General features: G+C 64.4%; 9 protein-coding genes. 4 read left to right on the top strand and 5 right to left on the bottom strand.

Annotation, left to right across the window (positions count from 1 at the left end):
- Positions 1-176 precede the first annotated feature (176 nt).
- Entirely contained in the window at positions 177-509 is a 333-nt protein-coding gene (locus PSV33_RS01320) for a MoaF N-terminal domain-containing protein (RefSeq protein WP_300557777.1), read from the top strand.
- Between the two features lie 5 nt (positions 510-514).
- On the opposite strand, the gene recG is transcribed toward PSV33_RS01320, so the two are convergent.
- Entirely contained in the window at positions 515-2,644 is a 2,130-nt protein-coding gene (gene recG, locus PSV33_RS01315; protein ID WP_300557775.1) for an ATP-dependent DNA helicase RecG, read from the bottom strand.
- Positions 2,645-2,661: 17 nt separating this feature from the next.
- Between recG and queA the strand changes: the two genes are divergently transcribed.
- Genes queA through PSV33_RS01300 form a run of 3 tightly spaced genes read left to right on the top strand, consistent with a single transcriptional unit; the run spans position 2,662 to position 5,916 of the window.
- Positions 2,662-3,711, top strand: coding sequence for a tRNA preQ1(34) S-adenosylmethionine ribosyltransferase-isomerase QueA (gene queA / locus PSV33_RS01310; protein WP_300557773.1), 1,050 nt, complete (start codon positions 2,662-2,664; stop codon positions 3,709-3,711).
- Between the two features lie 12 nt (positions 3,712-3,723).
- A complete protein-coding gene (gene tgt / locus PSV33_RS01305) occupies positions 3,724-4,887 on the top strand; it encodes a tRNA guanosine(34) transglycosylase Tgt (protein WP_300557771.1) in 1,164 nt (387 codons plus the stop codon).
- A gap of 27 nt (positions 4,888-4,914) precedes the next feature.
- Positions 4,915-5,916, top strand: a complete 1,002-nt coding sequence (locus PSV33_RS01300) for an aldo/keto reductase (RefSeq protein ID WP_300557769.1) — start codon at positions 4,915-4,917, stop codon at positions 5,914-5,916.
- Positions 5,917-5,996: 80 nt separating this feature from the next.
- Here PSV33_RS01300 and PSV33_RS01295 read toward each other — a convergent pair whose 3' ends face one another.
- The 4 genes from PSV33_RS01295 to PSV33_RS01280 all read right to left on the bottom strand — a co-directional run bounded on the left by PSV33_RS01295 (position 5,997) and on the right by PSV33_RS01280 (position 11,931).
- Positions 5,997-7,322, bottom strand: a complete 1,326-nt coding sequence (locus PSV33_RS01295; protein ID WP_300557767.1) for an Ig-like domain-containing protein — start codon at positions 7,320-7,322, stop codon at positions 5,997-5,999.
- Positions 7,323-7,424: 102 nt separating this feature from the next.
- Positions 7,425-8,474, bottom strand: a complete 1,050-nt coding sequence (locus PSV33_RS01290; protein ID WP_300557765.1) for a serine endopeptidase — start codon at positions 8,472-8,474, stop codon at positions 7,425-7,427.
- A gap of 51 nt (positions 8,475-8,525) precedes the next feature.
- On the bottom strand, positions 8,526-10,472 hold the full coding sequence (locus PSV33_RS01285; RefSeq protein WP_300557763.1) for an MFS transporter: 1,947 nt from the start codon (positions 10,470-10,472) through the stop codon (positions 8,526-8,528).
- 178 nt (positions 10,473-10,650) lie between these two features.
- Complete coding sequence (locus PSV33_RS01280; protein ID WP_300557761.1) at positions 10,651-11,931, bottom strand: FIST N-terminal domain-containing protein; 1,281 nt, start codon at positions 11,929-11,931, stop codon at positions 10,651-10,653.
- Between the last annotated feature and the right edge of the window lie 3 nt (positions 11,932-11,934).

The following is an 11,934-nucleotide window of genomic DNA, read 5'->3' as shown; positions in this document are numbered from 1 at the left end:
CATCGAATCAGCCTTCAGGCCTTATCTGTTAGGCACGAGCAGCTATCAAATGCGCAGCGTCAGAAAAATCCATGATAGCCCTTGAAGGCAAAGGCTTACGCTGCTTCAGGCCATAGCCGACGGCCGGACATCTGCTGGCGGCACCTAGACTGGACCATCAACTACCGGAGCCACCGATGACCAACCCAAACTCCCCGGAATCGCTGAAGGGCAAGACCTTGCGCTGGAGCTTCGCGGACGGGCCCACCGCGGGCATGACGTTTGAACACAGCTTCAAGCAGGACGGCTCCGTCGCCTGGCGCACGGCCGGCAAGGAAGGCAAGTCCACTCGGGTCGATAAATGCGCCACCGTCAGAGTTGACGATTCGGTATTTGCCGTTTCTTACCTGGGCGGATCGGGTTACACGCTCACGGTGCTATTGAATTTCCGGAACAACGAAGCGATTGCTTTTGGATCCAACGACAAGGAATGGTCGCAGCAAAAGGGCAGCTTTGAAGTCGTGGACTGAATGCTTCAGGCCTTCAAAAATTCCGCCTTCCCCCCCAGCCATCGCAAAATATGCCGATGCGCGAGGTCCGGGTATTTTTCCAGCATCACCGGCGCCAGCGCCCGCGCCCAGGCCAGCAACTCGGTATCCGTCGCCAGATCGGCAAAACGCAGCAGCGGCGCACCGGACTGCCGCGCTCCAAGGAACTCGCCCGGGCCACGAATTTCCAGATCGCGGCGGGCGATCTCGAAACCGTCCTGCGTTTCCACCATGGCCTTGAGCCGGGCGCGTGCGGTTTCGCCCAGGCGCGGCGCGTCCCCGGTCGAATAAAGCAGCACACAAGCCGAGGCGGCTGCGCCGCGCCCGACACGGCCGCGCAGCTGGTGCAGCTGGCTCAGGCCAAAACGTTCGGCGTGTTCAATCACCATCAGCGAGGCATTGGGCACGTCCACACCGACCTCGATCACCGTGGTGCTGACCAGCACGCCGAGCTGGCCGCTGGTGAACGACGCCATCACCGCCTTCTTTTCGGCCGGCGGCATGCGGGAGTGCAGCAGGCCGACCTGTGTGCCGGGCAAGGCGGCGCTCAGCGCCTCGTGCGTCTGGGTGGCGTTGATCAGGTCGACCGATTCACTCTCTTCGATCAGCGGGCAGACCCAGTAGACCTGCCGGCCCTCGGCGAGCTGGCTGCGTATACGCTCGACGACCTCGTCGCGTCGCGTTTCGCTGACCACCTTGGTCACGATGGGCGTGCGGCCGGGCGGCAGCTCGTCAATCGTCGAAACATCGAGGTCGGCGTAATAACTCATGGCCAGCGTGCGCGGAATTGGCGTAGCCGTCATCATCAGAAGATGGGGCTCTTCCCCGCCCTGCGTCATCTTGCTTCGCAGCGCCAGCCTCTGTGCCACGCCAAAACGGTGCTGCTCGTCGATGATGGCCAACGCCAGATTGTCGAAAACCACCTTGTCCTGGATCACCGCATGCGTGCCGACCACCAGGCTGGCCGCGCCGCTGGCAATCATGGCCAGCGCCTCGCGCCGCTCTTTCGCCTTCTGGCTGCCGGTGAGCCACGCGGTCTGGATGCCCAGCGGTTCGAGCCAGCCGATCAGCTTGCGAAAGTGCTGTTCGGCCAGGATTTCCGTCGGCGCCATCAGCGCACACTGCCAGCCGGCGTCGATACAGCGCACCGCCGCCAGCGCCGCCACCACGGTTTTGCCGGAGCCGACATCCCCCTGCAGCAGGCGGTGCATGGGCACGTTTTTCTGCAGATCCGCCGCGATCTCGGCGCCCACGCGCTGCTGCGCGGCCGTCAGTCGAAACGGCAGGCGCTCCAGCAACTGTTCCTGCAGCGTGCACTGGGGGCCGTGCACAGGCGACCGCAACGGCGGCGCCCGCATGGCGGCCCGTACGCGACGCGCCTGCAGCTGCGACAGCTGCTGCGCCAGCAACTCCTCGGCCTTGAGCCGCTGCCAGGCCGGGTGGCTGCGATCCTCCAGCGTGGCCAGCATTACATCCGGCGTCGGGTTATGCAAAAATGATAGCGCCTCGCGCATACTGGACAAGGGCTGCGGCAGGTTTTTACTTAAAAATTCGGCCGGAAGGGTTTCCGCCAGATCGGCCCGTGCCAACCCGCCCAGCACGGCCTTGCGCAGATAGGCCTGCGGCAAACCGGCCACGGTGGGATACACCGGCGTCAGGGCGGTCGCGAGTTCACCACCAGCGGCGCGAAAACCCGGGTGCACCATCTCACGGCTCACAAAACCGCCGCGGATTTCGCCGCGCACCCGCACACGCGCGCCCACACTCAGGGTTTTCTGGTGCGAAGGGTAGAAGTTGATGAAGCGCAGCACGCAGGTGTCGCTGCCGTCGTCCACCGTCACGCGCAGCTGCCGGCGTGGCCGGAACGTGACTTCGCTGTGCGTCACCTGGCCCTCGATCTGCACCATGTCGCCGTCGCGTGCATCGGCCAGCCGGGTGATGCGGGTTTCGTCCTCGTAGCGCAGCGGCAGGTGCAGCGCCAGGTCGATGTCACGGCGCAGGCCCAGCTTTTCCAGCGCTTTCTGCGGCTGGGACTTGGGCGCCACCGCGTTGCCGGTGCCAGCCTCAGCCGGCGGCACCTTGCGGGGAGAAGCAGTGGGGGCAGACCGGGTGGGCATGGGACAATTGTGCATCCATGAAGACCTCGTTCAGCCTCAGTGATTTTGATTTCACACTCCCCGACGAACTGATCGCCCAGCACCCCACCGCCGAACGCAGCGCCTCGCGCCTGCTGGACGGGCGCGGCGCCACCCCGGTGGACCGGCGTTTTACCGAGCTGGCAGACCTGCTGCAACCGGGCGATCTGCTGGTACTCAACGACACCCAGGTCGTCAAGGCGCGCCTGTTCGGGCAGAAAAGCAGCGGCGGCCGGCTCGAACTGCTGATCGAGCGCGTGCTCTCGCCCACGCCGGAGGCCGGCCATGAAGTCGCCGCCCACATGAAAGTCAGCAAGAAGCCTTTGCCGGGCGCGGTGCTGCAGATGGACGGCGGTTTCACGGCCACCTTGCTGGGCCGCTGGCCCAACGAGGACGGGCCGCTGTACCACTTTGCACTCAGCAGCGATCCGTATGCGCTGATGGCCAGCCACGGCCATGTGCCGCTGCCGCCCTACATCACCCACACCGACTCGGCCGTGGACGAGCAGCGCTACCAGACGGTGTTTGCCAAAAACCCGGGCGCGGTTGCGGCGCCGACGGCCGCGCTGCATTTTGACGAGGCCATGTTTACGCAGCTCGAAGCGCGCGGTGTACAACGCGCGACCGTCACGCTGCACGTCGGCGCCGGCACTTTCCAGCCCGTCAAAGCCGAAAACATCGCGGACCACACCATGCACTTCGAACGTTTTGAAGTGCCCGAGGCCACGCTGCAGGCCATCCAGGACTGCAAGGCGCGCGGCGGCCGGGTGGTCGCGATCGGCACCACCAGCGTGCGCGCCCTTGAGTCGGCGGCCAAATTCGGCCCGGACTACAAGGACACCAATATCTTCATCACCCCGGGCTTTGAGTTCCAGGTGGTGGACCTGCTGCTGACCAATTTCCACCTGCCCAAAAGCACGCTGATGATGCTGGTCAGCGCTTTTGCCGGTTACGAACACATCATGGCGCTGTATCGCCATGCGATTGCCGAACGCTACCGCTTTTTCAGTTACGGCGATGCCATGCTGCTGCAACGAACCCTCGCCTGAGACAATCATCCCATGCTGAAATTTGAAGTCCTGACCACCGACGCGGCCACCACCGGCCCCGAAGGCGCCTACCTGGGCTCTTTTGCCCGCCGCGGCACGCTCACCCTGAACCACGGCGTGGTGCAGACCCCCATCTTCATGCCGGTCGGCACCTACGGCACGGTCAAAGGCGTGATGCCGCAGTCGCTGCACGAGATGGGCGCGCAAATCATTCTGGGCAACACCTTTCACCTGTGGATGCGTCCGGGGCTGGACGTGCTGCAGCAGTTCGGTGGCCTGCACAAGTTCGAGAACTGGCACAAACCCATCCTCACCGACAGCGGCGGTTTCCAGGTCTGGTCGCTGGGCGAGATGCGCAAGATTTCGGAAGAAGGCGTGAAGTTCGCGTCGCCTGTCAATGGCGACAAGCTGTTCCTGACGCCCGAGATCTCGATGCAGATCCAGACCATCCTGAACAGCGACATCGTGATGCAGTTCGACGAATGCACGCCCTACGACACCAAAGGCCACATCACGACCGAGGACGAGGCGCGTTTTTCGATGGAGCTGAGCCGGCGCTGGGCGAAACGCTGCGAGGACGAGTTTGCCCGGCTGGAGAACCCCAACGCGCTGTTCGGCATCGTGCAAGGCGGCATGTTTGAAAACCTGCGCCAGGAGTCGCTCGATGCCCTGGTCGAGATGGACTTTCCCGGCTACGCCGTCGGCGGCGTCAGCGTCGGCGAGCCCAAGGAAGAGATGCAACGCATCATGGCGCACACGCCGCACCGCCTGCCCGACCACAAGCCGCGTTACCTGATGGGCGTGGGCACGCCGGAAGACCTGGTCGAAGGTGTGGGCGCCGGCGTCGACATGTTCGACTGCGTGATGCCCACACGCAATGCGCGCAACGGCCACATGTTCACGCGTTTCGGCGACCTGAAAATCCGCAATGCCCGCTACAAAACCGAAGAGGCGCCGGTGGACAGCACCTGCAGCTGCTACACCTGCAAGAATTTCAGCCGTGCCTACATGCACCATCTGGACCGTTGCGGCGAGATGCTGGGCCCCATGCTCAGCAGCATCCACAACCTGCATTACTACCTGAACCTGATGCAGGAAGTGCGTGATGCGCTGGATGCCGGCAAGTTCGCTGCCTTTGTGCGCCAATTCAAACAGGACCGGCAACGCGGCGTATAAGCAGCCGCCTCACGACAAGGAGTTTTCATGAAATACCGCCGCCTTGGAAGCAGCAACCTGAAGGTGTCCACCCTGTGCCTGGGCACCATGATGTTCGGCCAGCAGACCCCGGACGACGAAGCGGCGCGCATCGTTGCATCGGCGAAAGAACATGGCATCAACTTCATCGACACCGCCGATGTCTACAACGAAGGCGCCTCTGAAATGCTGTTGGGCAAACTGCTGGCGGGTCAGCGTTCGCATTGGGTGTTGGCCAGCAAGCTCGGCAACAAGGCCGGCCCGGGTGTGAACCAGGGCCACTATTCGCGCAGCTGGATCATGCAGCAGACCGATGCCATCCTGGCGCGGCTGGGCACCGACTACCTCGACATCCTGTACCTGCACCGCGACTTCCATGGCGAAAATCTTGAAGAAGCGGTGCGTGCCATCGGCGACCTGATCCGCAGCGGCAAGATCCGCAGCTTCGGCCTGTCCAACTTCCGCGGCTGGCGCATTGCCGAGATCGTGCGGCTCTGCGAAAAAACCGGTGTGCCGCAACCGGTGGTCTGCCAACCTTATTACAACCTGCTCAATCGCGGCCCCGAGGTCGAAATCCTGCCGGCCTGCGGCCACCACGGCCTGGGCGTTGTGCCTTACAGCCCGCTGGCGCGCGGCGTGCTCACTGGCAAGTACCCGCCAGGCCAGCCCCCGGCCGAAGGCACGCGCGCCGGTAGCGGCGACAAACGCATCCTGGAAACCGAGTTTCGCGAAGAGTCACTGGTGATCGCGCAGAAGATCAAGGCGCGCTGCGAGGCCAAAGGCTGGGTGCCGGGCCAGTTTGCCGCCGCCTGGGTGCTGGCCAATCCGCTGGTCAGCGCCGTGATTGCGGGACCGCGCCTGCTCTCGCACCTGGAAGATGTTTACGGCGCGGTGGACCTGGTACTGGACAGCGACGACGAGGCCTTCATCAACGAGCTGGTGATTCCGGGCCACGCCTCCAGCCACGGCTACAACGACCCGAGCTACCCCTTTTACGGTCGCCCGGTCTGAGCCCATGGCACGCTATTAAATAAGTAGCTGCTTGCGCCCTGTGCATAAGGGCTGCAGCCCGTTTTTACTGAAATTCCGGCTCAACCCTGCTTCTGGAACAGCACCAGCCTGGTTTCGGTGGCCACCATGCCGTCCTTGCCGGCCGTCATCGACACCTCGTAACGCGTGCCGGGCAGCGGAAACTGCGGCGTGAAGCTGAACGAGAAGTTGCCGTTGCCATCGGCCTGAACCCGCTGCGTCAGCAAATCCTGGTTCATGCCGAACAGGCCGGCGAGCGTTCCCACGGCGCTGACCTTGACATCAACCATCGCGCCTGGGGCGGTGCGTCCGCGCACCACCACCGGGCTGCCTTCGACTGTGGCGTTGTTGGCGTGGCTGGTGACCTGCAACAGCACGGTCGCAGGCGCGGCGCTCACGGCCGAAGCCACGTCGAAACTCCAGGTCTGGCGCACGGCATTGCCCACCATGTCCTTGGCGGTCACGTCCACGGCGTAGCGGCCGGCCGGCAGGTCTGCGCGGTAGGTGAAGAATTGCGGTGTGATCTGCGCCGCGGCAGTGACATCGCGCCCAGCCAGCATGATGCGAACGCTTTTGGGGTCCACGCCCACGCCGCCGGCATCGTCAAAGGTGCCGGACACCGAGGTGTTGGCGCTGCGCGTGATGGACTCACCGTCGCGTGGCGACAGGTTGCGGATCACCGGCGGCTTCGCATCGGCCAGCAGGGGCTGGGTCAGGGTGGAGGTCACCGCGCGGTCGCCGACACGCAGGGTGGCTACGACAGGCCGGGAGGGGGCGAGGTTGTCCAGGCGACGGATGGTGTAGGCGCCCTCATACACACCGGGCCGCACCTCGCGCATCGCCACATTGTTGATGACTCCGGGAATGTCGAAATCTGCGGTACCGCCTGGCGCGCCGTTCAGCGTGAAGCGGAGTTCAGCGCCCGGTTCGAGCTTGTCGACCGGCGCCACCGTGAAGCGGTCGATTTTCAGGCCGGCCGGTGGCGCAGCAGCCACGTCCTGGCGTGCGATGCCGGCGGGAAAGGTGTAGTTGGTCGCGATGCTGCGGTTGCGCACCTTCAGCGTGGCACGTATGGCGCTGCTTTCCGTGATCCGGTCCTGGCGCCGGAGGGTGTAATTTCCCGTGTACACCCCTCGCGCGGTTTCCTTGAGCACGATGGTGCGGGGCGCGCCGCGCACAGTCAGGCTGACCCGACCCCGCGGTGTGCCTTCCACCGTGAACTCCAGAGTGGCGCCGGCCCGGAGACCGTCGTCTGTTCCCACCTGCAGTGATCGCAACTCCGGGGCGGCGGGCTGCGCCAGGACCGTGCCCGGCAGGACCAGCAGAGCGGTGGCGGCGGGAAGCAGCAGAAAAAGGGCTGCCACCTGGTTGCGAATCTGTTTTTTCATGGTGTTCAAACCTGGAGTAAGGATTGGCCCACTGTGATCGCAACGAAGCGTAATACCTGTAAGAGAACAAGGGTGCCGAGCGTAGGCGGCCAGCGAAAACCGTCAAGGACAGGACGCCGTTTTGGCATCCGCGCCGCAGGCGTGACAGAACTTGGCAAATGCGCTTTTGCGCGTAGTGCAGATGCCGCAATGGTCAAACAGGCCGATGCCGCAATGCGGACAGAAGTCGATCTCCTGGTTTTTCAGATCCACCGCGCGTTCACAGCCGGGGCATACACCTTTGGACAGGCGCGTCAGTGCGGTGTCGTAGCTGAGTTCTTCGCGGCGCTGCGCATCGGGCAGTTGTTCGGCCAGTTTCTGTTTTTCCAGATAACGGTTCAGCGAAACAATCGCCTGCCGCCCGACCAGCACCGTGATGACAATGCCGACGATGTAACGCACATAACCGCCGTAACTGGGCAGGTAGGGCACGAGCTCGACAAAAAAGGCGAACAGTGCAAAAAAGATGAAGCCCCAGACAAAGGGCCACCAGGTGCTTTTGCGCTTTTTGGCAAACAGCCACCCCGCGGCCACCAGCAGCGGCAGGGTCAGGGCCAGCCGGTACAGAAACACGCGCAGCTCCTGGGCACGCTGCGCTTTTTGCCACTTGTCCTGCGCCGTGCGTTCCATCTCAGCGATGCGTTCACGCGTGCGCGTGGCGCCCTGGCTGGCGTCCAGCGCCTTCTGCTGCTCGGTCTCCATCGTGGCCAGCGCCTGGCGCTCGGCCGCTTTAAGGGTATCCAGCGCGCGTGTCCGTTCAATCAGCTCCGGGTCCTGGTCGACCCGATCGGTCGCGCGCCGCGTCGCCAGCCAGTTGCTGAAGGTCTCGCTGGCCGAGCGCGAATTGGCCTGCGCCACGCGCAGCTTGAGCCGCGCCTGCTCCAGCGCTTCCTGCGCCTGGCGCCCCTGGCGTTCCGCCGTCTTGAGGCTCTCGCGTGCCTCGGTGGCGGCGGGCTGCTCGATGAAATCGTCCAGGGTCAGGACCTTCTCGACCCGCGGCAGGTCGCCCACCACCGTGCTTCCCAGGCCGATCAGGAAGGCGGCAAATACAAAAGCCACCAGCCAGAGGCCGCGCTGAAACCATTTTTCGGACAGTCGTAATGCTTTGCTCATGGAGGCTCCAGTTTCAGGAAAAAGTGTGTGACCAGGCGGCGCCCCCGGGTGTCAGGCTTTTTGCAGTGCCAAGACCCGGGCCCGCAGCATGTCCGGCTGCACCTGCGTGCCCGGAATGGCCGGCCCGACGTTCAGGCCCACGCGGCTCAGCAGGCCGCGGCGGAACGGCCGCACCATGGCGCCGCCTTGCTCGATGCGGCTGAAGAAAGACCCCCAGAGATTGGTCAGCGCCATGGGAACCACCGGCACGCTGAGGCCATCACGTCCGGCGTTCTCCAGGATCTTCATGATGCCGCCCTCGAAGGGTTGAAGCTCGCCATCCCGGGTGATGCCACCCTCCGGAAAGATGGCCAGCAGGTCACCGTTTCGCAACACCCTGGCGGCCGCTTCGAAAGCCGCTTCATAAGCCACCGGGTCCTGGTCGCGCGGCGCGATCGGGATCGCCCTGGCGAGCCGGAACAGCCAGCCGAGCACCGGCATGTTGAAAATGCGGTGGTCCATCACGAAATAAATGGGGCGTGGGCTGGCCGCCATCAACAGCAGGGGGTCGATAAAACTCACATGGTTGCAGGTCAGCACAGCCGCGCCCTGCGCAGGAATGTTGTCGTCGCCCTGGACCTTGAAGCGGTAGATGCAGCGCGAGGCGATCAGCGCGATAAACCGCAGCAGGTACTCCGGCACCAGCATGAAAATGTAAAACGCCACCACCGCATTGGCCAGGCCCACAAACAGGAAGACCTGCGGAATGCTGAAGTCGGCCTTGAGCAGGGCGCCAGCAAGAACGGCGCTGACAATCATGAACAACGCATTGAGAATGTTGTTGGAAGCAATGATGCGAGCGCGGTGGGTGGGCTGGCTGCGCAGCTGGATCAGCGCATACATGGGCACGCTGTACAAACCGGCAAACAGGCTCAGCAGTGCCAGGTCGGCCATCACGCGCCAGTGGGCCGGCTGCGCCACAAAGGCAGCCAGGCCCATGATCGGTGAAGCCGGCAGTCCGCGCGAGGAGAAATACAGGTCAATCGCAAACACGCTCATGCCGATGGCACCCAGCGGCACCAGGCCGATCTCGACATGACGCCGGCTCAGCACCTCGCACAACAGCGAACCGGTGGCGATGCCGATGGAAAACACCACCAGCAGCAGGGAGGCCACCTGCTCGTTGCCGTGCATCACCTCTTTGGCAAAACTCGGAAACTGGCTCAGAAAGACGGCGCCAAAAAACCACATCCAGCTGATGCCCAGCATGGAGCGAAACACCACAATGTTGCCGTACGCGAGCCGAAGGTTGTGCCAGGTCTCGGTGACCGGGTTCCAGTTGATCGTCAGGCCGGGGTCGGTGGCGGGCGCAGTAGGAATGAACTGCGCCACCACCCGCCCCGCCACGGCCAGCAACACACAGGAGAGCGCCACATACAGCGGACCCACACCCGGCACGGCCACCATCAGCCCGCCAACGATGTTGCCCAGCAAAATGGCGACAAACGTGCCCATCTCCACCATGCCGTTGCCGCCGGTCAACTCGCGCTCGTTCAGTGCCTGCGGCAGGTAGGCGAACTTGACCGGACCGAACAGCGTGGAATGCAGTCCCATCAGAAAGGTACAGGCCAGCAGCAGCGGCACCTGCAGGTTCACGTCGCGGCTCAGAAAACCGGCGGCCGCCACCACCATGATCACGATTTCCAGGTTCTTCACGAAGCGGATCACGCGCGTCTTTTCGTATTTGTCCGTGAGCTGCCCGCTGGTCGCCGAAAACAGCAGAAAGGGCAGGATGAACAGGGCGCCTATCACCAGCCCCGCCAGCGCGGGCGGCAACCAGCTCACGCTGAGCTGGTAGGTCACCATCACGGTAAAAGCGAACTTGAACAGGTTGTCGTTGGCGGCACCCGAGAATTGCGTCCAGAAAAAGGGGGCGAAGCGACGCTGGCTCAAGAGCGCGAACTGGTCCGGATGCCCGTGCGGCGGCGGGGCTACCTCAACGACTGTTTCGGCACGCATGGTGGACTGCTCCTGTTTTTTCGGCTGGTGATGCGAGCCACGCCCGGTTGCCCGGTTGCGCGCGCAAGGCTGAAGCGGATTCTGCCCTGCTTTTCATGACAGCTCCGCGGCAGCTCCCGCCCCGGCTGCGAACCGCCCGCAGGGAATGCGCGACCGTTGCCAGGCGAAGCCTGTCTGCCTAGCCGCCCGCTGAAGTAAACACCGTCAGCACGCCGGTGTAGCCATAGAGGTTGTGGCGCGCGATTTCCCCACCGGCAAAAAAACCGACCAGCGGCACGTCGCCAAGGGCACGCCGCACAATCTGCAGCTCGGCGCTGGGCGCGCCGAAGTGCGGGCCGCCGCGCCCGGCGCAGCTGATGTAGATCGCGCCGGCAATGCGTCGGGCCGGGTGCGGTGCCGATTCGGCCTCGGACGCGCTCAGCGCACTGGCGACTTCCAGCGTCAACTCCTCCGGCTCCAGTTCCTCGCGGATCTCGGCGCAGACGCGCACCAGGTCGGCACGCGCCGCCTCGGCATTGCGTTCGCAAAAGGCCAGCTTCATGCCCGGGCTGGGCACCTCGGCAATGGCCACGCCCTGGCGCGCCGGATCCAGGCCGATGATGTGGCGCACCAGCACATCGGCCCCGAACTGCCCCGGGCGCCGGATCCGGCCGTCCTGCAGGGCATCGGCGCCGCTCAGGCCGACCAGCGTGGTGCGCACTTTTTCGAGCGCCTCGCGCGGCGCATCGAGCGACACGCCGAGGTCCTCCAGCATCACGTCGAGTGCGCTCTGGCCGTCCAGTTCCGTCACCACATTGGCGTCGCAGGCGGTGATCTCGTGCTCCCGCGAGACCGGTCGGCAACCTTGCGTCACGCGCGACATCAGGCCGGCGCCCTGGGCAAAAGCCACCCCGCTCAGGCCGCCGCTGAACACGCCGCCGGCGGCGCCCTGCCCTTTCACATTGCCGCTGCCGCTGAGCGCAAACTGGACCGCCTTGCTGCGGCTCGACGCCAGCCCGCCAAACACGTAGCCGCTGCTGGTGCGCTGGGCCATCTCGGCGATCAGCTCGGCCACGTCGGGGGTGCCGGCGTCGGCGTGCACCAGCGCGGTATGCGCCTGGAAATGGCTGGCGCCGGGCGGCGGCAGGGGCGACACACCGGAAAACACGCGGTACTGGTCCGACGGCAGTTCGCACAACATCACCGCCAGCGCGGGCTCGTCGAAATACTCGACATTGTTCGACGCGATACCGATGCCGACCGTGCCCGCCCAGTCGGTGATTTCAGGCAGCTCGGCGCCCAGGAAGTCCAGGATGTCCTGCGCCTGCGCGGTGTAGTGGTCGGTGATGTAAAGCAGGCCCAAACCGGGCGAACTGGCATAACCGTGCAGGGCCATCTGCGCACGCAACTGGGCCAGCACCAGGCCGGCTGCCATGCGCCATTGCGGGTGGGTGGCGTGGCCGTAGGGAAAAAGTTTCATGGG

The sequence above is a fragment of the Polaromonas sp. genome, from assembly GCF_029945895.1.
In the GTDB taxonomy this organism is placed as follows: Bacteria; Pseudomonadota; Gammaproteobacteria; order Burkholderiales; family Burkholderiaceae_C; genus Polaromonas.
The sequence above is the reverse complement of the archived record's forward strand: the minus strand, read 5'-3'. Positions and strand labels throughout refer to the sequence as shown.

Excerpts from the sequence above, each read along its gene's own strand:
- PSV33_RS01320 (WP_300557777.1), top strand. The coding sequence starts at position 177 with ATGACCAACCCAAACTCCCCGGAATCGCTGAAGGGCAAGACCTTGCGC.
- recG (WP_300557775.1), bottom strand. The coding sequence starts at position 2,644 with ATGCCCACCCGGTCTGCCCCCACTGCTTCTCCCCGCAAGGTGCCGCCG.
- queA (WP_300557773.1), top strand. The coding sequence starts at position 2,662 with ATGAAGACCTCGTTCAGCCTCAGTGATTTTGATTTCACACTCCCCGAC.
- tgt (WP_300557771.1), top strand. The coding sequence starts at position 3,724 with ATGCTGAAATTTGAAGTCCTGACCACCGACGCGGCCACCACCGGCCCC.
- PSV33_RS01300 (WP_300557769.1), top strand. The coding sequence starts at position 4,915 with ATGAAATACCGCCGCCTTGGAAGCAGCAACCTGAAGGTGTCCACCCTG.
- PSV33_RS01295 (WP_300557767.1), bottom strand. The coding sequence starts at position 7,322 with ATGAAAAAACAGATTCGCAACCAGGTGGCAGCCCTTTTTCTGCTGCTT.
- PSV33_RS01290 (WP_300557765.1), bottom strand. The coding sequence starts at position 8,474 with ATGAGCAAAGCATTACGACTGTCCGAAAAATGGTTTCAGCGCGGCCTC.
- PSV33_RS01285 (WP_300557763.1), bottom strand. The coding sequence starts at position 10,472 with ATGCGTGCCGAAACAGTCGTTGAGGTAGCCCCGCCGCCGCACGGGCAT.
- PSV33_RS01280 (WP_300557761.1), bottom strand. The coding sequence starts at position 11,931 with ATGAAACTTTTTCCCTACGGCCACGCCACCCACCCGCAATGGCGCATG.